Source organism: Flavobacterium sp. ABG (assembly GCF_001027725.1).
GTDB classification, from domain to species: Bacteria; Bacteroidota; Bacteroidia; order Flavobacteriales; family Flavobacteriaceae; genus Flavobacterium; species Flavobacterium cupriresistens.
Genome location: NZ_LEKS01000007.1, coordinates 150,340 through 174,730 on the forward strand (window position 1 = coordinate 150,340; position 24,391 = coordinate 174,730).

A 24,391-nucleotide genomic window follows, 5' to 3' on the forward strand; every position below is an offset into this window, starting at 1 on the left:
TAATTCAAAATAGCCTTTTGAATTAAGATTTTTTTATCTTTGAACGTTTTCAATTAACATGTAAAGTATTTCATATAAAATGAATTTTTTCAAAAAAATATTTGGTTCCGGTGACTCCGCTTCTGATGAAGAACATGAAAGCGAATATGGAGGAAGTGCGGCAAGTCCTGATAGTCATTTGTCAATTGACGAGAGGTTCATTTTTAATTTTAAGAAGAATGGCGGTAAATTTTTGTATTGTGAAAACAAACAAGAAGTTGCCGAACAGTTTGAAAATATCCTCGAAGAAAACGACTGGTTCGAAAACGAAGTTTTATGTTACGAACCGGGGTTATTTAGCCTGTTAGAAGAGAATAAACTACTTTATATCTCGCCAAGAAATCCTAAATTTTTACTTGCCTCTTGTGAAAACCTTATTGCAGATGAAGGTTCAATCTTATTTTCATCCAAACAAATCAGACAAGACAAACCAAACGAATTACCTGCTAACATTGTCATAATAGCAACCACAAGTCAGATCCTGGCTATAAAAAGCGATGGTCTAAGTGCTATTAAACATAAATACGAAAGGGATTATCCAACTAATATTACCACAATAAAATATTTCGAAAAAGCAAAAGAAGAAGATTTTACACAATACGGAAGTGTTGCCAAAAATCTATATTTATTGCTCTTAGAGGATCTTTAAGATGAACGAAACACTCAAGCGAGCCATTTCCGGTGCTGTTTATATTGCTTTACTATTAAGTTCGATCTTGTTTTCTACTGAAAGCTTTATTATCCTTTTTGGTATTTTCCTGATCATTACAATTTACGAGTTTTGCAACTTGGTAAGCCTTAATAAAATCTTCGCCATTCTATTCGGAGTTTTGTTATATGCTGTTATTGTACTCTTAAGTCATTACAACAAACAGACAACTGCTTATCTGGATGAATTGTTTCAAACAAACCTCGATTTAGAAACCAACATTCAACAATTAAATCTGATACTTCTTGCCGTTACAGTAGTGATATCAGTTAAATGTATTATATTCTTATTTTATGACTCTGTTCAAAAAGTAAGCATTTCCTCAAAATATCTCTACCTACTGGGATATATTACACTACCCTTTCTTTTTATTGTCAAAATTTCTTTTGGAACCAACGATTACAATCCGAAAATTATTATTGGACTATTCGTTCTGATCTGGACCAATGATACTTTTGCTTATCTGGTTGGAAAATCGATGGGAAAACACAAACTTTTTGAGCGTGTTTCTCCAAAAAAGACCATAGAAGGATTCCTGGGAGGTGTTGTATTTGCAGCTTTTGCCGGTTTTTTAATTTCAAAACTTTACATTCAGCCTAGTCCGGCTTTTAGTAATAAATCCATTTTAATATGGACGATTATTGCTTTAATAGTAAGTGTTTTTGGAACGATCGGTGATTTGATCGAGTCTAAATTTAAGAGAATCGCCGGTGTAAAAGACAGCGGTTCGATAATGCCGGGACACGGAGGCATCTTAGATCGCCTGGATAGTGTTATATTTGTTGCACCATTTATATTTTTATTTTACCAAATTTTATATTATGTTTCATAAAGAAGGAGCCCCATCAATCTTATTAGGTACAGTTTTTACTGTTGCCGTACTTTTAATTGCTGAAAAATTTATCGATATCAATTGGCTAAGAATGCTTGTTCAAATAGCAGCTTTGTTAATTTTGATTATTATTCTGCAATTTTTTAGAAACCCAAAAAGAATCGCCGTTTTAAACAGTGATCACATTCTTGCTCCAGTTGATGGAAAAGTTGTGGTAATTGAAGAAGTTTACGAAGGTGAATTCTTTAAAGACAAACGTCTTCAAGTTTCTATTTTTATGTCACCAATAAACGTGCACGTTACGCGCTACGCAATGAACGGTATTATCAAATTCAGTAAATACCACCCTGGAAAGTTTTTAGTTGCATGGCATCCAAAAGCAAGTGAAGAAAACGAAAGAACAACCGTTGTCATCGAAAATGATACTTTCGGACAGGTATTATACAGACAAATTGCAGGTGCTTTGGCACGTCGAATTGTGAATTATGCCGAAGAAGGAATGCAGGTTATTCAGGGAACTGATGCAGGTTTTATTAAATTTGGTTCGAGAGTAGATTTATTTTTACCTTTAGGTACTCCAATTAATGTGGAATTAAACCAAAAAGCAATTGGAGGAAAAACCATTATTGCTACAAAAGCTTAAATGACGATAAAAGATTTAGATACACGTTTCTCTGAGGCTGTAGAAAATGCATTAAAAATGACACAAGCCGCGTTGCCGCAAGATGTGCAACTAAGGCTATATGCCTATTACAAACAAGCCACTTTTGGAACAGCCGTTTACAATCAATCTGAAAATTTTGATTTAAGAGACGCTTTCAAAACAAATGCATGGATGCAAATAAGCCATTTATCAAGAGATGAGGCTAAAGAAAATTATATCGAAATCATTAATTCACTAACAGCAAAATAATTTTTATTATGAAGAAAAACATTGTTCGTTTCAGTATTTTAACTTCATTCTTAGCATTATTTTCTTGTCAGGACAATAAGCTAACCGAAGTTGTAGAAGTTCCTTTACCAACAAAAGAAGAAAAAATACTCATCGGAACACCCGATGATGTAAAAGCTGAAGCAGGTTCTTTTGCTTTAACCAAACTTTCTTTTCCTTATGACGGTTTAGCCCCTGCCATACGATCACTTACCTTAGAAACACATTATTCAAAACACTATTTATCGTATACGAATACTTTAAATAAAGAAATTGTTTCTACCGAATATGAGAATATGACGATTGAAGATATACTGAAAAAATTAGATCTCAACAATGCCAAACTTCGTCAAAATGCTGGTGGGTATTACAATCACACGCTTTATTTTAATATTCTAACACCAAAAGAGCAAACTCCAAAAGATACGCTTGCAGGTTCAATTAATAAAGAATTTGGTTCGTTTAATAATCTTACACATCAATTTAAAAGTCAGGCAACAAAACAATTTGGTTCGGGCTGGGTTTGGTTGGTAGTGGACAAATTAGGGAAATTACAGGTCACAACGACCGATAATCAGGACAATCCCCTAATGAAAAATGCTCTGATTCCCGGAACACCCATTATGGGAATTGATCTTTGGGAACATGCTTATTATCTCGATTATCAAAACCGAAAAGGAACCTATATTGATGCTTTTTATCAACACATAAATTGGGAAAAAGTAAACGAAAATTATATTGAGGCTTTAAAGAAAGTCAGAAAAGTATAAAACATAAAAAACAGGTTGTTTCTACATTAAGAGACAGCCTGTTTTTTTTATCCTTATAACTTTTAAGGCTAGAAAGTTTAACCGCAAGGGTCGCAAAAGGTTTGCGCAAAGGACGCAAGTTTTACTTATAGCTTTGTATTTTTTTTTTAGCACGCAGATTTTGCAGATTAGGCTGATTTATTTACTGCTAACAAAACAACAGTAGCTATTTTAACTTTGCGCGGCAACAAAAAAAATCTGCCAAATCTGCGTGATAAAAAAATATCAAATTGTAAATGAATCTATTTTCAACTCTAAACCGAAAACCAAAACTGTTTTTTTTTAAAGCTTCAATAGCTTTACGGCAAAATGCACTAAGTAATATTATATCTTTTTTATAAAGTCTAAGAAAAAAATCATAGCGAACCTAGCGTAAACCCCTTGCGACCCTTGCGGTTAAAAAAAGCTACTTCACTTCATAAATAAACGACTCAGAAGGCCCAATTTTAACTCGTGCCACCCCTTCACCATTCTTTACTGTAAAATAGATTTTATTCTGCAAATACAACTGATCCAAAAGCACGTAAGAACCCTCCTTTAATTTCCATTTAGAAATAACATCAGAAGGAACTTTTAATTCGAATTCGCTTGTCTTTTCCGAAGAAAAATTAGCCACAACAATCAACTTCTGGTTTTCGGACCAACGTACATAGGAATAAATCAAATCGGTATAACCTGTATTCTGATGATTTACAGAATGAATTTCCTGAAAACTTCCCATCAAAGCCGGACTGTTAATCGAAAAATTTAATAAACGTTTATAAAAATCACGAAGATTCTTCTCCGACTCTGAAAGTTGCCCGCCGTCAAATTTTCCCTCATTCATCCAACGCTGATGATTTGGAACGCCGATATAATCAAAAATTGAAGTTCGCGAACGGGTGCCGAAACCGGCGTTTTCATTTCCGGCCTCTCCTACTTCCTGTCCAAAATACACCATGGTTGGCGATGTGCTGATTGTAGTAGAAACAACCATCAATGATTTACCTCTTTCCGGAGTTCCTGCAAATTCAGGACTTGCCAAGCGCTGTTCATCATGATTGTCTAAAAAATGCAACATATGATGTTCGATATCCGTCATTCTGGTTTGAATTTCAGACAAACCATCTGTTGAAGATTTTCCACGAATAATATCTTTTAGCTTATCATACGTTTCTACTTTATCATACAAATAGTCCATTTTCCCCAAACGGATATAATTGCGGTATTCATTCGGATTATAAACTTCAGCCAATAAAAAGGCTTTTGGGTTTTTCATTTTGATTGCCGAATTCATATAACTCCAAAATTCATACGGAACCATTTCGGCCATATCATAACGAAAACCATCAACCCCTTTAGCCGTCCAATACAAGGCAATCGATTTAAATTTCTTCCAGGAATCCGGCACGTCTTTATCCTGCCAAAAGGTAAAATGCTCCTGATAGTTTTTTTGATCAAAACCAGCCGGAAGTTCCGGAAAATCCTTTGAACCATCTGGGCGAATACCATAATTTACTTTTACGGTTTCGTACCAATCGTTTTGATCCGGTTTTATTTTACGGGAGCCATTACCCGTCCATTTTGCCGGGTTTTCATCAAAAACACCATCAACGAGAGGGCTTTTTTCTCCATTAAGCGGAATATCGCCGTCAGGAATCTGAAAATGTTGATTCGGAATATAATAGAAGTTATTGTTTTTACTGTATTCAACCGTTACGTTATCATCAGCGCCAAAATCCCGAACACCCTCCGGATTGCTTTTTCCTTCATACTTTCTGGCAATATGATTGGGTACTATATCAATAATGACTTTCAAACCCGCTTTATGGGTTCGCGCAATCAAAGTTTCGAATTCCTGTAAACGATTCGCAGGATTCACCGCTAAATCAGGGTTTACATTGTAATAATCTTTTACTGCATAAGGAGAACCTGCTCTTCCTTTTACCACTTCCGGATCATCGTTTGAAATTCCATAGGCTGTATAATCACGAACCAAAGCATGATGTGGAACTCCGGTATACCAAACATAAGTCACCCCTAAATCTTTAATTTCATGCAATGCTTTATCTGTAAAATCATCAAACTTTCCAACCCCATTTTCTTCAATGGTGCCCCATGGTTTATTGGTGGTGTTTTTATTTCCGAATAAACGTGTAAAAACCTGATACACGACAATTTTCTTAGCTGCAGCAACTTCCTCTTTGTCTCTGTTCATTTTCAAATCTTTTGTTTTACATGCCGAAAACAGTATCGTTACAGCCATTCCTGCAACAAAAATTCTTTTACTTATCATATTGATTTTATAAACTGATTCTTTTCTAAACCGAGAGATTAAATCGATAATTTAGAAACCATTTATTAAATTTAAACTAATTTTTAAAATCCGAAGAAAACTTAAATCAATTTATACTGTTTCCAATTCAAAAAGACAAACTACAACGAGAGAGTAGCGGTTTTTGTTCATAATTTAAACTTTTAAAATTCGCTTAACCTATAATGAAATTTATGAATTATAAATTAATCCTAATATCCTTAAAGGTTGTAACCTTTTTCATAAATTTGACAAAAATTTAAACCATTGAAGAAATCACTCCTTTTCATATCTTATTGTTTGCTTCTTTTAAGTGTTCAAAGCATCTTTGCACAAACACCCAAAAAAATCATTGTCGAGAATGCTGATTTTTCTGATGTCGATCAGGTATTAATGCCAGACGCTCTTTTGTTAACCGGAAATGTAAAGGTCAATCATGATGGTGTAGTATTAACCTGCAACAAAGCATACTTTTTTCAAAAAGAAAACTATCTGAAAGCTTTCGGAAATGTACAATTAGTACAGGGTGACACCTTATTTCTAAACAGTAAATATGCCGAGTACAATGGTAATATGAAAAAAGCTTTTGCAACCGGAAATGCTGTAATGACTTCACCGGATGCCACTTTGCAAACGGATACGATCAATTTTGACCGAAATGTACAGGAAGTTTTTTATAACACAAAAGGAACTATCATCAACAAAGACAATACTTTGGTTAGTAAATCAGGCAGGTATTATGTGACGGAGAAAAAGTTTAAGTTTTTAACGGCCGTTACGCTTACCAACCCGAAATATGTAATCAAATCAAATCACCTGGATTATTACAGTAATTCAGGACACAGTTATTTATTTGGTCCGTCAACAATTACCAGTAAAACCAATTATATCTATACAGAAAATGGTTTTTATGACACCAAGAAAAATCTGGCGCATTTACTGCGAAAATCCTATATAAAATATGATGATCGGCGCATAGAGGGCGATAGTTTATTTTATAATCGGAATACTGAATTTGCTTCGGCAACGCGGAATGTAAAAATTACGGATTCTATCAATCGCGGAATCGTAAAAGGACATTATGCAGAAGTCTTTAAACTTAAAGATTCGATGTTTGTTACTAAAAGAGCCGTTGCGGTTAACTTTGTAGACAATGATTCCGTTTATATTCACGGAAAAAAACTGATGGTTACCGGTAAAGAAGGCGAACGAATCCTTAGGGCTTATAACAATGCACGTTTTTACAAAACCGATATGAGCGGAAAATGCGATTCGATTCATTCCAACTCTAAAAGTGCGTTAACAAAACTAATCGGAAATCCGATTCTTTGGAATGGTGAAAGCCAGATTACAGGAGATATCATGCACCTTATCGGAAATAATACAACTCGAAAAATCGATTCTTTAAAAGTACTCAACAATACCTTTATGGTCTCGCGGGATACCCTCGGAACGGGTTATAATCAGGTTAAGGGTATCAATTTATTTGGTAAATTCCGGGATGGAAAACTACATGATGTCGATGTCGTAAAAAACACGGAAGTAATTTATTATATGCGGAATGATGCCCATGAACTTATTGGTATCAACAAAAACGTGAGTAGTAAAATCAATATGATTTTGGAAAACAATGCGCTTGAAACCATCACTTTTTTCAACAAAGTAGATGGCGATATCTACCCCGAAGCTGATCTGCCCGAAAATGCCCGAAAACTGCGAGGTCTAGTCTGGCGAGGCGATGAACGAATAAAATCTAAAGACGATATTTTTACCCCCGAAGAGAATGAACTCAACGATAAATTAGTCAAAGAAGGAAAACAAGATGATGCAAAAGAAAATGTTCCCATGAAAATCATGAAAGAGACATTAGATTACGATAAAAAGAAGCCAACTGTTAAACAAAAGAGTAAGGAGAAGGTAAAAGCTGAAAAATAGTTTTCAGTCGCGGTTTTCAGTCGCAGTCGCAGTTTCCAGCAACCTGAAACCTGAAACTTGAAACCTGAAACTTGAAACCTGAAACAAAAAACCCAAAATCTCAGCAACTCAGAATCTCAGCACCTTAGCACCTAAAAAAGAAATGAATCCCGATTTTATAAAATACCAGGCACAAACATCCCCTTATCCTTTAGGAATGGAGGTTTCGCATGCCATTGGTTCCTACATATACGATACCAACAATAAAAAATATTTAGACTTTGTGGCCGGAGTTTCTGCCTGCACGCTTGGTCATCAGCATCCGAGAGTCAATCAGGCTATAAAAGACCAGTTAGACAAATATTCGCATGTGATGGTTTATGGTGAATATTCGCAAAGCCCGGCGGTAGAATATTGCAAATTATTAGCTTCACTCCTTCCCGAATCCCTGAACAAAACTTATTTGGTCAATTCAGGCACAGAAGCGATTGAAGGAGCGCTTAAATTGGCTAAAAGAACAACAGGTCGCAGTCAGCTTATATCGTGTCATAATGCGTATCATGGTAACACGATGGGTTCGATGAGTGTTATGGGTTTTGAGGAACGCAAACAAGCTTTTCGTCCGCTGTTGCCTGATGTTGATTTTATAACATTCAATAACGAAGAAGATTTACAAAAAATAACCACGCGAACGGCTGCTATTCTTTTAGAAACTATTCAAGGAGGTGCAGGATTCATCCAACCCCATGATAATTTCCTTCAAAAAGTACGCAAGCGCTGTGATGAAGTTGGAGCCATGATGATTGTGGATGAAATCCAACCCGGATTTGGAAGAACCGGAAAACTGTTTGGTTTTCAAAACTACGATGTCGTTCCGGATATTGTGGTTATGGGTAAAGGAATGGGTGGCGGAATGCCTGTAGGTGCTTTCACGGCATCGGCAGAAAAAATGGATCTTTTAACGGAAAATCCGAAATTAGGACACATCACCACCTTTGGAGGCCATCCTGTCATTGCGTCAGCCTGTCTGGCAACTTTGCAGGAATTAACTGAAACAAACCTCATGCAAGAGGCGTTAGAAAAAGAAAAACTCTTCAGATCGCTTTTGGTACATCCTTTGATAAAGGAAGTTAGAGGAAAAGGATTGATGCTTGCCGCCATGACTGAAACTGCGGAAATAACCAACGAAGTTATTTTGAATTGTCAGGACAAAGGGCTCATTTTATTCTGGTTGCTGTTTGAAGGATGCGCGATACGAATAACACCACCATTAACGATTTCTGAAGAGGAAATAAAAGAGGGTTGTGCCATTATCTTGAATGTTATGGATGAAATAATGAAAAAGGAACAAGAAAATTAATCAGGGGTAAATACGCCGGATTAGTATTAAATTTTAGAATAATAATGCTGTATTCTTTTACAAGAAAAAAGAATACCACCTAAAAAAACAGAACACGAATTCTGTCCATATTGTTAATTAAATTGTTCAAAACAATTAATCCCCTTTCCTCACAACAAAATATGGTTGCCTAATTTTATAACAGGCTAATTTCAAATAAACAAAGTATGCAATTAAGCAACGAAGAAGAAGATTATAACCTATCCCTATCCAAATTTGAGTCGATGTTAAAAACTAACAAAGTACTCTTTTTTGATTCTGAAGAATTTGAAGAAATTATTCTTCATTATTTAGACATAGGTAAGGCTAATTTAGCAAAAAAAGCCTTAAAACTCGCATTAGATCAGCACCCAAAATCTACGGGCTTAAAACTAGTACAAGTAGAAATGCTGGTTTACGACGACAAACTCGACATCGCTGAAAAGCTTTTGAATGAGTTGTATGCAATTGAACCTAACAACGAGGAAATTTACATCCAGAAAGCCAATATTTGTTCTAAGAGAGACCAACACGAAAAAGCGGTAGAATTGCTTAAAATTGCACTGCAATATACAGACGATTACGCTGACGTGTACAACTTAATCGGAATGGAATATCTGTTTATGGATAACCTTGAGATGGCAAAAGACAGTTTTATCAAATGTCTTGAAGAAGATTTGGAAGATCAGTCTGCTTTATACAATGTGGTGTATTGTTTTGAATTTTTAGATCAAAATCAGGATGCCATTGTATATCTGAACGATTATATCAACAAAAACCCGTACAGTGAGATTGCCTGGCATCAGTTGGGTCGCTTGCACTATGGTGTTAAAGAATATGAAAATGCCATTCGTGCCTTTGATTATGCAACCATCATAGATGATGAGTTCTTAGGTGCCTTTATGGAAAAAGCAAAAGCTTACGAACGCCTGAAAGACTACAGCAAAGCCATCGAAAGCTACAACCGTACCATCGAATTAGACGATGCTACCTCGTATGCTTTGTTGCGTATCGGAAAATGTCATGAAAAACTGGGCAATTCAGCCAAAGCATTACAATATTACAATCAGACCGTACATGAAGATCCGCTTTTAGACAAAGGATGGATTGCGATTACTGATTTTTATGTTCGTCAAAAAAACTTCCAGAAAGCCTTATTCTTTGTCAATAAAGCATTGGCTATCGACAATCAAAATCGTTTGTACTGGAAACGTTATGCAACGATAAACAAACAAATGAACTTCTTTGAAGAGGCTGAGTTTGGGTATAGAAAAGCAGTAGAATTTGGTGATTACGCCTTAGAAACCTGGTTATTCTGGGTTGATATTCTTCAGTTTTTAGGTGAATTTGAAAGCGCCATTCAAACCTTATTACAGGCATCGGAATACTTCCCTGAAGAAAATGAAGTTGAATATCGTCTTGCGGGATTGTATTTTATGATTCAGGACAATACAAAAGCTAAATTTCATTTAAGCAACGGATTACGTTTAAACTTTGACAATTACATCTTAATCGAAGATTTGTTTCCGGTAGTCTGGACCAAAAAAATGGTTAAAAATTATATTGAAAAACACAGAAAGCAATAATGATTGACACTTTAAAAAGACGTTTTGGCTTACTGGGCCGTAACATTAGCTACTCTTTTTCGAAAGGATATTTTACTGAAAAATTTAGCAATGAAGTTTTTACCGGCAACAGCTACGAAAATTTTGACATTTCAGAAATCAATCACTTCACCGGATTAGTTAAAAACAATCCGGATTTAAAAGGATTAAATGTTACGATTCCGTACAAAGAGCAAGTCATTCCCTTTTTAGATAAACTTTCAAAAAAAGCGGCTTTAATAGGCGCTGTTAATACCATAAAATTTACCAAAAGCGGCAAATTAAAAGGATACAATACGGACTACTATGGTTTTAAAAAATCATTAAAACCACTATTAGAACCCCATCACAAAAAAGCACTCATTTTAGGTACCGGTGGTGCCTCAAAAGGGGTTGCTTTTGCTCTTGATGAGCTTGATATTCTTTATACTTTTGTTTCGAGAGAAGCCAAAGACAACATCATTGATTACGATTTAATCAACGCTACTACTTTTGACAATTATCAAATTATAATCAATTGTACTCCGGTAGGCACAAGCCCTAATATTGAAGCCTGCCCTGACCTGCCGTATGAGTATTTCACCAATAAGCATATCGCTTATGATTTAATTTACAATCCGGAAGAAACTCAATTTCTAAAAAATGCAAAAGAACGAGGTGCTGTTATAAAAAATGGTTATGACATGCTTATTTTTCAAGCCGAAAAAGCCTGGAAAATCTGGAATAAATAAAAAACCGGCCGTCCATAAAATGTTAAAGCAATTTTCGTACATTAGACTACTCGTTAACAGGTAGTTATGAATAAATCATTACTTATTCTATTTTTTTTAATTGCCACGGCTACAAATGCTCAAGGAACAGTTGAGTCCAAAAGCCCTTTTTCGGAACCCCGTTATCATTATTTTCTTAAAACCATATTACTTTTTAATGAGTATTTAGATACCGACAATGGTTCTTTTAATACTACACAAGTACGTGCTTTAGTTCCGATTGGAGACAAAGCTTGGAATTTACGGTTTGACCTTCCTTTAATATCAGCCAATACCAATTCAATAAATAAAAGCGGGATTGGAGATGTTGGTATGGGAGTTAGTTATATTCCTTTTATGGAGAGACAAAACGGTATTGCCCTTAGAGCAAGAGTATATGCCAATTCTGCCGCAGATCCCAGCTTCGGATCGGGTAAATGGGTTGTCATGCCGGCCGTTTTTTATGGTAAATATATGAGCGGCAAAAAATTTCTTTGGATCACATCCTTAGAATATCAGGCGAGTTTTGCCGGTTCCAGTGAACGAAGTGACATTAGCGTCATTGCTTATGAAAATGTACTATTCCATTTTTTTGGCAAAAACTGGATTGCTGCCGATGTTGCTTTTCGGTACAATAGTATTTTAGAAGGCTTTCAAAATAATGCTTTTTTAGAATTTGGCCGAAAAATTACCCCTACTAACCTCGCCTACATCCATCCGAGTGTGGCTTTTGGAGGAAACAAAACATACAACTATGGTTTGGAGGTTGGTCTTCTAATCTTATTCTGACAAAGATCTTTGACTACAAAATTTTAGATTTCTTAAAATAAAATCCTCAATAGAAAACGAAATAATCAATTAATAGCATTTTTCTAAAAATGGTATAGGGTCTAATTTTGAATTTATTTCAGAAAACGAAACAAAAAAAAGAATATCACATCCCTAAAACAGAACAATAAATAAGGATTTCATCGAAAAATAGTGCATAAACAAACGATTTATTTTGTATTTAGAAACACCTTTACTATCTTTCGCTCTACTTAAACCAATAAACCTTATACATTTAAAATGTTAGAAGAAAAGAATGATAACCTGCAAGATGCAGACGGAAAACTAGAAATCGAGATTAGCGATTCTATACAAGACAATGTGATTGAAGAATCTGATTCTGAAACTGCAGCCGAAAATTTAGTTTCAACTACTGAAATTGAATTAGAAACTGTGGCTGAAACTCCGGAAGCAGATCATCAAGAGGCATTAGATGCGATCACCAATTCGAACGCTGAGGAAAGTGAAGATGAAACGTTAAAAGAACGTCATGAAATCCCTATGCAGGATTATGATACTTTTACGCTAGATACTCTTGTTGACGAACTGAAAAAACTTGTAAATACAGACAAAGTAATGTCTGTAAAAGAGCATATCGAAGAAATCAAGAAATCATTCTTATTACAATACAATCATCTTATAGAGGAGAAAAAAGAAGAATTCAACGCTTCTAAACAAGATCCTAATGAAGAATTTGAATACCATTCTCCATTAAAATCTAAGTTTGATGAATATTATTCTATTTTCAGAGAAAAGAGAAATGCTCATTTTAAACATTTACAAACCAACTTAAAATCTAATTTAGACAATCGACTTGCAATCGTTGAGGAGCTAAAAGAACTTATAAACCCGCAGGAAAACATCAAAGACACGCTTAAACATTTTAATGATTTAAGAGAGAGATGGAAAAATGCAGGACCAATTCCAAAAGACAAATACAATCACGTTTGGAACAACTATCACTTTCATGTAGAAAATTTCTATGATTATCTGCATTTAGATCGTGAAGCCAGAGATTTAGATTTTAAATACAACTTAGAACAAAAGCAAAAAATTATAGCTCGTGTTGAAGAATTGGTAAACGAAACGGATATCAGTAAATCTTTCAGAGAATTACAGGACCTACACCGAATCTGGAAAGAAGATATCGGACCTGTTTCTAAAGAACACCGCGACACTATCTGGAATAAATTCAGTGAACTGACTAAAAAAATCCACGATAAAAGAGAGGTTTTATTTGAAAGTCAAAGAGCTAATGAGCAACAAAATCTTGAAATTAAAAAAGAGATTATTGGTAAATTAGAAGTTCTGGGAACTGAAAAAGTAAACTCACATTCGCAATGGTTGCTACAAATTCAAAAAGTAGAAGCGTTAAGAAATGAGTTCTTTGCAGCTGGAAAAGTGCCGTCTGAGGTAAACGAAGAAACTTGGGCTTCTTTTAAAACTGCCGTTAGAAATTTCAACTCTTTTAAAAATTCTTTTTATAAGGACATTAAAAAAGATCAAAACGACAACTTAAATAAAAAAATGGCTCTTGTTGCCAAAGCCAAAGAATTACAAGAAAGTACTGATTTTGGCGCCACTACTCCAATCATGAAACAAATTCAGGAAGAGTGGAAACAAATTGGTCATGTTCCTAAAAAATATTCTGATAAAATCTGGAAAGATTTCAAAGACGCTTGTAATCATTATTTTGACAAATTAAAAGAGCACAAATCAGAGGAAAACGGTGATGAAGTAGCTGCTTTTGACAACAAAAAAGCGTACTTGGATATCTTAAGAGCTTACCAGCTTACCGGAGACCATAAAACAGATTTAGACGCTATAAAATTACATATTGAAACTTGGAAAGGTTTTGGTAAAGTCCCTTTCTCAAGACGTCATATTGAAGGGAAATTCAATAAAATCCTGGATGCTCTTTTTGAAAAATTAAGTTTGAGTAAAAAAGAAACCGAAATGATGCGTTTCTCTAACCGTATAGATTCTTTATCGGAAAGTAACGACACCAGAAAACTGGATAACGAAAAAATCTTCTTAATGCGTAAAATTGAAGAGGTTCAAAATGAAATTTTCCAATTAGAGAACAACATTCAGTTTTTTACCAATACAAAAAATGCTAAGAAAGAGAATTCAATTGTTCTTGAAGTTCGTAAAAACATTGCTGTTCACAAAGAAAGCCTTGATGTTTGGAAAGACAAACTAAAACAATTACGTAATCTAGGTCAGGAATAAGACTTTTGATTTAAAAATATAAAAGGTGTAATGAAATTCTCATTGCACCTTTTTTTTATGCACTATTTTTTTTTAACCGCAAGGTTCGCAAAGATTTACGCAAAGTTCGCAAAGCAAGATCAACATAAAGAGCTTTGAGCCCCTATGTTTGTCTCGTTAAAAACGCTTTATAGATACCAATTAAACGTTCTTTTATGAATTATTGTCACCCTGAGCGTAGTCGAAGGCTGGTTAGGTAAAAAGGGCTTCGACTTCGCTCAGCCTGACAAATGGAGGAAAGAAGAGAAAAACTGTTTGGCATTTTTGCTTGGAAAACTTTGGAACCAAGTACAGAAGTTGCAGAGAAACAAAAATCTCGCGAAGTCGCAGAGTCGCGAAGTTAAAAAATCAGTATAAAAACTTGGCGGCTCTGCGTCTTTGCGAGAAATAAAGCCTAAAAAATCACCAACAAAATAAACAGAAGAAGATTTACACAAATTAGTCCACAATTTTTTGATTTGATCCAAACTGTGCACACAATTAAGTTTTCAAGTATTTCTCCCAGAAACTTAACGTTCTAATTAAATTTCATAAAACTATTCTTTAAAATATTGATTATATTTGAGAATCAGAAGATTGTAAACCTTTAAATAGTATCAATATGAAATTTACAAGAAAAGCAAATGCCAACTGGAAAGGTACGGGCATGGAAGGAAAAGGAACTATCAGTACACAAAGTACTACATTAGACAATGCGCAATTGTCCTTTAAAACAAGATTTGCAGACGGAGTCGGAACGAATCCGGAAGAACTTATTGCAGCAGCGCATTCGGGCTGTTTTACGATGCAATTAAGTTTTTTACTTAACGAAGGAGGTTTTACCGCAGATGATTTAACTACAGAAGCGACAGTAACCTTTGAAGACGGTACCATAACTTTGATTCATTTGGATTTAAAAGGAAAAGTCCCTTCGATTTCAGCAGAAGAATTCGAAAAAACGGCTGCTAAAGCGAAAGAAATTTGTCCAATATCAAAGCTTTTAAATACTACAATTACGTTAACTGCTACTTTGGTAAGTTAGACGAAACTTTAAAGCATAAAAAAACCAAGGTCAAGCCTTGGTTTTTTTTATACTAATTCATTTCTGCTTACATTGTAGCTTTCAAAGCTTTTGCTTCAGCAGTCATTTCTAATGCTTTGTAAACACCTAATAATGTTTTAGAAACATCTTCGTTTTTAGGATCTAATTCGTTTGCTTTTTTAAGGTAAGGAATAACTCCTTTAAAAACAGACTCTCTTTGCGCTTTTAAAACGTCATAACGTTTCATATCTTTTGCAGAAGTACCCAATTTGTTCATTTCTTCAATGATTGGTTTCTCTGCTTCTAATTTTAAAGCTGCAAGGTTAAGATAAGCGTTTGTATAATCCGGTTTGATTTCGATCGCTTTCAAATAGTATTTCTCAGCGTCAGCAGGATTTTTAGCATTGTTACTAATTACTCCTAAGTTAAACAATAGATCAGCATTGTTCGGGTCTTTTTGTAAAGCCTCGTTAACTAATTTTTTGTACGTTTCAAAATCTTTAGTTTCTAAATACAGATTGGCTTCTGTAAGCAACAAAGTAGAATCTTCCGGGTTTGCTTTTCTAGCATCTGCAACGGCTTTTTTAGCATCTTCAATACGTCCTTTTTGAACCAGGATTAAAGCAAGATTTTTGTTGATCTCACCTCTTTTAGAAGGAATTGCTTCCGTTCTTGGTTTTTCGTGAGTTCCTAATTTTACAGCTAAATCTCTTTCGTTAGCATTGTTAAAACCGTCTTCGTTTTTAGTTGCTTTGTTTAATGCCAAATAACTAGTTCCTTTTCCGGAATAATTTACTTTTTTCAATTCTTCGTACATTGGTAAAGCTGCATCATAATCTTGAGCATTTACCGCTGTTGAAGCTGCGTAGTACAAGTTAATTGTATCTTTTTTATCTAACAAATAAGCTTCGTATAATTTCTTTGCACCGTCAGCATGTTTGTTCGCTTGTGTATCAGCAATAGCCGAGTTAATCAAGTTTCCTTTAATTTGAGTAATTGAAGTAGCAGCCTGAGTAGAGTATTTTAACTTTCCTGACTCTTTTTCAATATCAATTAATTTTTTGTAGCTCTCTGCTGCAAGAGATAAGTTTTTACTTTCTTCAACTTTTTTGTTAGCCAAATCCAAGTAAGCGTTCCCTTTTACAAAATAGTATTGTGCTTGTTCTACATCTTTAGCATTAACAACTAAATTTTCGGCATCTTTTAGTATTGTGATAGCCCCTTGTGCGTCTCCGTTTTTTAATGCTTTCTCAGCACTTTTAATCTGATCTTTTTGAGCAAAAGTAGCTACTGAAATCAATAATGCTGACGCAAGTATTACATATTTACTTTTCATAATAGTCAATTTGTATATTTAATTTATTTTTGTGGTTTACTTATTCTTCTGATTCTTCTTCAGAATCCTCTTCGTCTTCTGTTTCTTCTTCAGCATCGTCGTCATCGTCCTCTTCTTCTGCCGTACCATCGTCTTCAAGAACTTCTAAATCCGGCTTCACTCTTTCTATAGCTGATTCGATAACATTACCATCTTCGTCAACTACAACTTCTGCTACATCGTCTTTCATTACTTTTGTAACAGCGGCGATTGAATCTTTTCCTTTTAAGTTAATCAATCGAACTCCTTGCGTTGCACGACCCATTACACGTAAATCTTCAATTGCCATTCTGATTGTTAATCCAGATTTGTTGATAATCATCAAATCATCCGCATCGGTTACCGCATTAATCGAAATTAATTTCCCTGTTTTCTCCGTGATATTAAGTGTCTTAACTCCTTTTCCTCCACGGTTCGTAATTCTGTACACATCTTCACCATCGTCATCAACCAGTTTAGTACGTTTACCGTATCCGTTCTCGGTTACTACTAAGATTTGTGAATCGTTAACGTTGTCTTTATCAACAGTAACCATACCAATTACTTCATCGGTATCGTCTTTTAGGGTAATTCCGCGAACTCCGGAAGCTGTTCTTCCCATCGGACGGGTTTTAGTTTCCTCAAAACGAACTAATTTACCGGATTTCACAGCCAGGATAATTTGACTTTCTCCGTTTGTTAATTTCGCTTCCAGTAATTCATCCCCTTCTTTAATTGTAATTGCAGCAACACCATTTACTCTAGGCTTAGAATATTTCTCTAAAGATGTTTTCTTAACCTGTCCTTGTTTGGTTACCATTACAAGGTTATGACTGTTGATATACTCTTTGTCTTTTAAATCTTGTGTACAGATGAAAGCTTTTACTTTATCATCGCTTTCAATGTTCACCAAGTTCTGAATTGCTCTACCTTTTGCGGTTTTACTTCCTTCCGGAATTTCGTAAACACGCATCCAGAAACATTTTCCTTTTTGCGTAAAGAACATCATATATTGGTGGTTGGTTGCAACGAACATATGCTCAAGGAAATCCTGATCTCTTGTTCCTGCGCTTTTTTGTCCAACGCCACCTCTGTTTTGTGTTTTGTACTCTGTAAGGTTCGTACGTTTGATATAACCGGCGTGCGAAATGGTAATAACCACATTCTCATCGGCAATTAAATCTTCAATACTTACATCACCACCTGAATATTCGATTAGAGAACGACGGGCATCGCCATATTTCTCACGAATTTCTTCCAGTTCTTCTTTAATTAAGTTCGTTCTAAGAGCTACATCTGCTAATAAAGCCTTCAAATGCTCTATTAATTTCATCAATTCTTCAAACTCTGCTCTTAACTTATCTTGTTCCAGACCTGTTAACTGACGCAAACGCATTTCTACGATGGCACGAGCCTGAATGTCTGACAAATTGAATCTTTCAATTAATTTATCACGTGCTTCTTCCGTATTTTTCGAACCTCTGATGATCGCGATCACTTCATCGATATTATCAGAAGCAATAATTAATCCTTCTAAAATATGTGCTCTTTCTTCTGCTTTACGCAATTCAAAACGAGTTCTGCGCACTACTACATCGTGACGGTGCTCAATAAAATAGTGAATCATATCTTTCAGATTCAACATTTGTGGGCGACCTTTTACTAATGCAATATTGTTTACACTGAATGAAGATTGTAATGAAGTGTATTTATATAAGGTATTTAAAACTACGTTTGGTGTAGCATCGCGTTTCAGGATATACACGATACGCATACCGTTTCTATCTGATTCGTCACGGATATTGGCAATACCTTCGATTTTTTTATCGTTAACCAAATCAGCCGTACGTTTGATCATTTCGGCTTTGTTAACCTGGTATGGAATCTCTGTAACGATAATACATTCTCTTCCGTCTACTTCTTCGAAACCAACTTTAGCACGCATTACAATACGTCCTCTACCGGTTTTAAAAGCTTCACGAACGCCTTCATAACCATATATTACACCTCCTGTTGGAAAATCAGGAGCTTTAATATGTGTCATTAATTCGTCTATTTCAATATCATTATTATCCAGATACGCTAATGTACCGTTGATAACTTCTGTTAAATTGTGTGGTGGCATATTAGTAGCCATACCAACTGCAATACCTGTTGCTCCATTTACTAACAAAGTAGGAACTCTGGTTGGCATTACTTTTGGCTCATATAAAGTATCGTCAAAGTTGAGTTGAAAATCAACTGTTTCTTTTTCGATATCTGCCATAATATCTTCCGAAATTTTACGCATTCTTGCCTCAGTATAACGCATTGCTGCCGGACTGTCACCATCGACAGAACCAAAGTTACCTTGGCCATCTACTAATAAATAACGCATACTCCACTCTTGAGCCATACGCACCATAGCGTCATAAACAGAGGTGTCACCATGTGGGTGATACTTACCCAAAACCTCTCCTACGATTCTCGCTGATTTTTTGTGTGCAGATCTTGAAGTTACTCCTAAATCATACATTCCATAAAGAACTCTTCGATGCACCGGTTTCAAGCCATCTCTAACATCCGGAAGTGCTCTTGATACAATTACTGACATCGAATAATCGATGTAAGCTGATTTCATTTCATCCTCTATGTTAATAGGAATTAACTTTTCTCCTTCAGACATAAGTTGTTATATTAAATAATTATATTAATTTCAAAGCGTGCCAAGATACGGTTTTTTGAAATTTTTATAACTATCTTCATACACTTATTTCAATGATTTATTAACAACTTTATTTTCAATTTCAGTTAATAAATTAAGCGTTTTTTAACGCTATAATTGCTATTTTTTTTGTCTATTAGCTGTCATGAGATTCCGAAGGGTACGGTTTTTGTTTTTCACACAGTAATTCACTAAATTTACAATACATTACAATTATATATTATGGATGATAATTTTTCACCAAGAGTAAAAGATGTTATTACCTACAGTAAAGAGGAAGCCTTGCGTTTGGGCCACGACTTTATTGGTACTGAGCATCTAATGCTGGGCATTTTGAGAGATGGAAACGGTAAAGCCATTCATATTCTCAATAACCTGGCTGTTGATTTAGATCATTTACGCAGAAAAGTAGAAATACTCAGTCCAGCCAATCAAAGCGTTGAAGTCAATGCCGAAAAGAAAAATCTTCATCTTACCCGACAAGCTGAAAGAGCTCTGAAGACCACCTTTCTTGAAGCAAAAGTATTTCAAAGTTCATCGATCAGCACGGCACACCTGCTGTTATGCATCTTACGAAACGAAAACGATCCCACAACCAAGCTATTGAATAAACTAAAAATAGATTATAATATAGCTAAAGAACAATATTTAAATATGACTCCAAACGAAGAAGAATTCTTAGAAAACTTGCCAAGAAACGAATCATACAACGACGATTCAGGACAAGATGACAGTCTTAAAGAAAGTAGTTTTAACAATCCCGCCAATAAGTCAAACAAAAAGTCAAAAACTCCGGTTTTAGATAATTTTGGGAGAGATTTAACAGAAATGGCTGAGGAAGGAAAACTGGATCCGGTTGTAGGACGCGAAAAAGAAATTGAACGCGTTTCTCAAATCCTAAGCCGTAGAAAAAAGAACAATCCGCTACTTATTGGAGAGCCGGGAGTTGGTAAATCTGCTATTGCAGAAGGTCTGGCTTTACGCATTATTCAGAAAAAAGTATCTCGTATTCTTTTCAACAAACGTGTAGTTACTCTTGATCTGGCCAGTTTAGTAGCCGGAACAAAATACCGCGGTCAGTTTGAAGAAAGAATGAAAGCCGTTATGAACGAGCTGGAGAAAAACGACGATATCATTCTTTTTATTGATGAAATTCACACTATTGTAGGTGCCGGTGGAGCAACAGGTTCTCTGGATGCTTCCAACATGTTTAAACCTGCTTTAGCAAGAGGAGAAATCCAATGTATTGGAGCAACTACTCTTGATGAATACAGACAATACATCGAGAAAGACGGAGCTTTAGAAAGACGTTTCCAAAAAGTTATTGTAGAACCAACTTCTGTTGAGGAAACAATCGCGATTTTAAATAACGTAAAAGACAAATACGAAGACCACCATAATGTTACGTACACCAAAGAAGCAATCGAAGCTTGTGTAAAATTAACCAACAGATATATGTCTGAGCGTTTTTTACCGGACAAAGCTATCGATGCTCTTGACGAAGCTGGATCTCGTGTACACATTACCAACATTGATGTTCCGAAACAAATTTTAGATTTAGAACGTCAGTTGGAAGAAGTGCGTGAGCTTAAAAATATGGTTGTTAAAAAACAAAAATATGAAGAAGCAGCCAAACTTCGCGATGATGAAAAACGCATCGAAAAAGACCTGGCTGTAGCTCAGGAACAATGGGAAGAAGACTCTAAAAACAACCGTATTGAAGTTACAGAAGACAATGTAGCCGATGTTGTTTCTATGATGACCGGAATCCCTGTAAACAGAATTGCACAAACAGAGAGCAATAAATTAGCACAATTACCGGAACTAATTCAAAACAAGGTAATTGGTCAAAACGAAGCTGTTCTGAAAATTGCCCGCTCTATTCAACGTAACAGAGCCGGACTTAAAGATCCGAACAAACCAATTGGTTCGTTTATTTTCTTAGGTCAGACCGGAGTTGGTAAAACACAATTAGCTAAAGTTTTAGCAAAAGAATTATTCGATTCTGAAGATGCGTTAATACGTATTGACATGAGTGAATACATGGAGAAATTCGCTATTTCCCGCTTAGTGGGAGCGCCTCCGGGATACGTAGGTTACGAAGAAGGCGGTCAATTAACCGAAAAAGTACGTAGAAAACCATACTGTGTTGTTCTTTTAGACGAGATCGAAAAAGCACATCCGGACGTGTTCAACATGATGCTTCAAGTGTTAGATGACGGTTATTTAACAGATAGTTTAGGTCGTAAAATTGATTTCAAAAACACGATCATCATCATGACTTCTAACGTTGGAGCCCGTCAGTTAAAAGACTTCGGACAAGGTGTTGGATTTGGAACTGCTGCGAAAATAGCTCAGGCCGATGATAATTCAAAAAGCATTATCGAAAACGCATTGAAAAAAACATTTGCTCCGGAATTCTTAAACAGAATTGATGACGTTATCGTTTTCAATGCATTAGAAAAAGCAGATATTGATTTAATCATCGAAATCGAACTTAAAAAACTATACTCTCGTGTTGCTGAATTAGGATACAGCTTAAATCTAACCGATAAAGCCAAAGCATTTATCGCAGAAAAAGGCTTTGACAGACAATTTGGTGCGAGACCGTTAAAAAGAGCGATTCAGAAATACGTTGAAGATTTATTGGCAGAAGAGATCATTACCTCAAAAATACATTCCGGTGATGAGATTTTAATGGATCTAAAAGACGACTCTCAGGAACTTTCTGTAGAAATACACAAAGCAGAAGAGCCAACAAATCAATAAATACTTATTTTTATAACAGAAATAACAAACCCGTTACGTTTTTATAACATAACGGGTTTATTCTTTAGTCCAAATCCTCGATTTATTAAAAGCAAATAGTTATTTTTGACTATTAAATTCTATAATAAAAAACAACGTATGCTTCAAAACAAAGTCATTTTAGGTAGCGAAGAATGGTGCTCATTTCCAGAACTAGGAATCCCAACAATCAAGGCTCGTGTGGATTCCGGTGCAAAGACATCGGCATTGCATGCTATAAACATAGCTCCTTTTATTAAAAATGATACCAACTGGGTAAAATTCGACATTAACCCGATTCAGAATAACATCAAAACCATCATACATTGTGAAGCACCGTTGGTTGACAAAAGAATTGTAAAAAGCTCCAGTGGTTTTAGAGAACACCGTTACGTAATCCAGACGCATCTTAAAATTGGTGATGCGAAGTGGCCTATCGAAATGACCCTAACCAATAGAGATTCAATGGGTTTCAGAATGCTTTTAGGTCGCGAGGCCATGAGCGGACGTGTATTGGTTGATCCGGAAGAAAAGTACTTATTAGGACAACCAACTCCGGAATCCTTAAAAGAATTATACCAAAATTCAGAAAAAGCAACTTCCGGTTTAAGAATCGGACTTTTAGCCAGCAATCCTGAATTGTACAGCAATAAAAGAATCATGGAGGCCGGTGAAATGCGTGGTCATGAAATGCACTTTTTGAACATCAAAGAATGCTACATGAAACTGGATGCGAAAACTCCCGAAATTCATTATAGAGGCGGAAAAATTCTTAATCAATTTGACGCTATTATTCCACGTATCAGACCAAGTATTACATTCTATGGTTGCGCTTTGACACGTCAGTTTGAAGCTTTGAAAGTTTTCTGTTTAAATTCGGCTACAGCCATCACACAGTCCCGTGATAAATTATACTCCTTACAACTGTTATTAAATAGTGGTATTGACATTCCGACGACTGGTTTTGCTAATTCTCCATTAGACACCGACAACTTAATTAAAATGGTTGGTGGTTCTCCGTTAATCGTAAAATTATTAGAAGGAACACAAGGAAAAGGAGTTGTTTTGGCAGAAACCAAAAAAGCAGCAGAAAGTGTTATTAATGCCTTCAAAAGCTTAAATGCCAATATCCTCGTTCAGGAATTCATTAAGGAAGCCAACGGAAAAGACATTCGTTGTTTTGTTATTGACGGAAAAGTAGTGGCTGCCATTCAGCGTGAAGCTATGCCAGGCGAATTCAGAGCCAATATCCACCTTGGCGGAACGGCTTCTGTTATAAAAGTAACAGCCGAAGAGAAAAAAATCGCCATAAAAGCCGCAAAAGCAATGGATTTAAAAGTAGCAGGAGTAGATATCATTCGTTCTTCAAAAGGACCGTTATTGCTTGAGGTAAACTCTTCGCCGGGCCTTGAAGGAATTGAAGGTGCAACAAACAAAGACATTGCCGGAGAAATGATCCGAGCGATTGAGAAAAATTTCAAGCTATCTTAAGTAAGTTCATTAAAACTTAACTACAGCATAATTATTTTAGCAGCTTTGTCAAGGTTTAAAACTTTGACAAAGCTTTTTTATTTAACTTTATTAAAAAAAGCAATGTTGTACCCTTATCTTGATATTATTTTCCGAAGTGTTGCTGTCTATTTTTTCATGACCATTGCACTCCGAATCTTTGGAAAAAAAGAACTCTCACAATTAAATACCGCCGATATTATTCTGATTTTATTAATTAGTAATTCGGTTCAAAATGCGATGGTTGGCCCGGACACAAGCCTTTGGGGTGGACTGGTTGCGGCTTTAGTGTTGTTTGTAATTAATTTCATTATTAAAAAACTAACACACAAATACAAAGTCCTTAACGACCTGCTATTAGACAAACCCGAGATTTTAATTCATAACGGAAAATTAGATTTTAAATCCCTAAGCAAATTAGACATTTCCCACGACGAATTAAAAGAAGCCATGCGTGAACATGGATTAGAGCATTTCACCGATGTAAAGCTTTGTATGTTGGAAATTGACGGCACTATTAGTGTTATTTCTCAAGATAAAACTAACTTAAAAGAGACCCACTACAAGCGTAAGCACAATCATAAAAATTTCAGGAAGTAGCATTTGGTATAAAAAATGAAATGTATGTGTGTGTGTTTATAAAATGATATTACAAATGT

The 24,391-nt window shown here is 35.4% G+C and carries 18 protein-coding genes; 15 read left to right on the top strand and 3 right to left on the bottom strand.

Translation table 11 applies throughout. The features are described 5' to 3' along the window. The first annotated feature begins 79 nt into the window (after positions 1 to 79). The 5 genes from AB674_RS09630 to AB674_RS09650 are packed head-to-tail and all read left to right on the top strand — an operon-like array spanning position 80 to position 3,281. On the top strand, positions 80 to 688 hold the full coding sequence (locus AB674_RS09630) for a lactate utilization protein B/C (RefSeq protein ID WP_047776058.1): 609 nt from the start codon (positions 80 to 82) through the stop codon (positions 686 to 688). A 1-nt stretch (position 689) separates the two neighbouring features. Continuing rightward, positions 690 to 1,580 carry a phosphatidate cytidylyltransferase gene (locus AB674_RS09635; protein ID WP_047776060.1) on the top strand — a complete coding sequence of 297 codons (891 nt, stop codon included), beginning with the start codon at positions 690 to 692 and terminating at the stop codon, positions 1,578 to 1,580. After that, positions 1,570 to 2,223, top strand: coding sequence for a phosphatidylserine decarboxylase family protein (locus AB674_RS09640; RefSeq protein WP_047776063.1), 654 nt, complete (start codon positions 1,570 to 1,572; stop codon positions 2,221 to 2,223). Before AB674_RS09635 ends, AB674_RS09640 begins: the two co-directional genes overlap by 11 nt. Continuing rightward, positions 2,224 to 2,493: an acyl-CoA-binding protein gene (locus tag AB674_RS09645; RefSeq protein WP_047776065.1), complete on the top strand. Its 270-nt coding sequence runs from the start codon at positions 2,224 to 2,226 to the stop codon at positions 2,491 to 2,493. It abuts the gene before it with no gap. Between the two features lie 8 nt (positions 2,494 to 2,501). Next, positions 2,502 to 3,281, top strand: coding sequence for a superoxide dismutase (locus tag AB674_RS09650; protein WP_047776067.1), 780 nt, complete (start codon positions 2,502 to 2,504; stop codon positions 3,279 to 3,281). Positions 3,282 to 3,726: 445 nt separating this feature from the next. On the opposite strand, the gene AB674_RS09655 is transcribed toward AB674_RS09650, so the two are convergent. Continuing rightward, entirely contained in the window at positions 3,727 to 5,595 is a 1,869-nt protein-coding gene (locus AB674_RS09655; RefSeq protein ID WP_047776068.1) for an alpha-amylase family glycosyl hydrolase, read from the bottom strand. 285 nt (positions 5,596 to 5,880) lie between these two features. On the opposite strand from AB674_RS09655, the gene AB674_RS09660 reads away from it, so the two are divergent. From AB674_RS09660 to AB674_RS09690, 7 genes are all read left to right on the top strand, one after another. After that, entirely contained in the window at positions 5,881 to 7,548 is a 1,668-nt protein-coding gene (locus AB674_RS09660; RefSeq protein WP_240478077.1) for an OstA-like protein, read from the top strand. A 142-nt stretch (positions 7,549 to 7,690) separates the two neighbouring features. After that, a complete protein-coding gene (locus tag AB674_RS09665) occupies positions 7,691 to 8,887 on the top strand; it encodes an aspartate aminotransferase family protein (RefSeq protein ID WP_047776072.1) in 1,197 nt (398 codons plus the stop codon). 206 nt (positions 8,888 to 9,093) lie between these two features. Then, positions 9,094 to 10,491, top strand: coding sequence for a tetratricopeptide repeat protein (locus tag AB674_RS09670; RefSeq protein WP_047776073.1), 1,398 nt, complete (start codon positions 9,094 to 9,096; stop codon positions 10,489 to 10,491). After that, on the top strand, positions 10,491 to 11,240 hold the full coding sequence (locus AB674_RS09675) for a shikimate dehydrogenase family protein (RefSeq protein ID WP_047776075.1): 750 nt from the start codon (positions 10,491 to 10,493) through the stop codon (positions 11,238 to 11,240). Before AB674_RS09670 ends, AB674_RS09675 begins: the two co-directional genes overlap by 1 nt. A gap of 66 nt (positions 11,241 to 11,306) precedes the next feature. After that, the gene (locus tag AB674_RS09680; protein WP_047776077.1) at positions 11,307 to 12,047 is read left to right on the top strand and encodes a hypothetical protein; all 741 of its coding nucleotides are present in this window, start codon (positions 11,307 to 11,309) and stop codon (positions 12,045 to 12,047) included. Positions 12,048 to 12,326: 279 nt separating this feature from the next. Then, a complete protein-coding gene (locus AB674_RS09685) occupies positions 12,327 to 14,318 on the top strand; it encodes a DUF349 domain-containing protein (protein WP_047776079.1) in 1,992 nt (663 codons plus the stop codon). Positions 14,319 to 14,958: 640 nt separating this feature from the next. Next, positions 14,959 to 15,378 (top strand): OsmC family protein, encoded by a 420-nt coding sequence (locus tag AB674_RS09690; RefSeq protein ID WP_047776081.1) that lies wholly within the window; start codon positions 14,959 to 14,961, stop codon positions 15,376 to 15,378. Positions 15,379 to 15,445: 67 nt separating this feature from the next. Here the strand turns inward: AB674_RS09690 and AB674_RS09695 are convergent, their stop codons facing one another. Together AB674_RS09695 and gyrA are read right to left on the bottom strand one after the other, a co-directional pair. Further along, positions 15,446 to 16,714, bottom strand: a complete 1,269-nt coding sequence (locus AB674_RS09695) for a tetratricopeptide repeat protein (protein WP_047776082.1) — start codon at positions 16,712 to 16,714, stop codon at positions 15,446 to 15,448. A 40-nt stretch (positions 16,715 to 16,754) separates the two neighbouring features. Next, positions 16,755 to 19,397 (bottom strand): DNA gyrase subunit A, encoded by a 2,643-nt coding sequence (gyrA, locus tag AB674_RS09700; RefSeq protein ID WP_047776084.1) that lies wholly within the window; start codon positions 19,395 to 19,397, stop codon positions 16,755 to 16,757. A gap of 261 nt (positions 19,398 to 19,658) precedes the next feature. Here gyrA and AB674_RS09705 point away from each other — a divergent pair, with 261 nt between their 5' ends. The 3 genes from AB674_RS09705 (at position 19,659) to AB674_RS09715 (ending at position 24,332) form a co-directional block, all read left to right on the top strand. Then, positions 19,659 to 22,205 carry an ATP-dependent Clp protease ATP-binding subunit gene (locus AB674_RS09705; protein ID WP_047776085.1) on the top strand — a complete coding sequence of 849 codons (2,547 nt, stop codon included), beginning with the start codon at positions 19,659 to 19,661 and terminating at the stop codon, positions 22,203 to 22,205. A 138-nt stretch (positions 22,206 to 22,343) separates the two neighbouring features. Continuing rightward, positions 22,344 to 23,714, top strand: coding sequence for a 30S ribosomal protein S6--L-glutamate ligase (gene rimK, locus AB674_RS09710; RefSeq protein ID WP_047776087.1), 1,371 nt, complete (start codon positions 22,344 to 22,346; stop codon positions 23,712 to 23,714). A gap of 102 nt (positions 23,715 to 23,816) precedes the next feature. Beyond that, positions 23,817 to 24,332: a DUF421 domain-containing protein gene (locus AB674_RS09715; protein ID WP_047776309.1), complete on the top strand. Its 516-nt coding sequence runs from the start codon at positions 23,817 to 23,819 to the stop codon at positions 24,330 to 24,332. Positions 24,333 to 24,391: the final 59 nt, after the last annotated feature.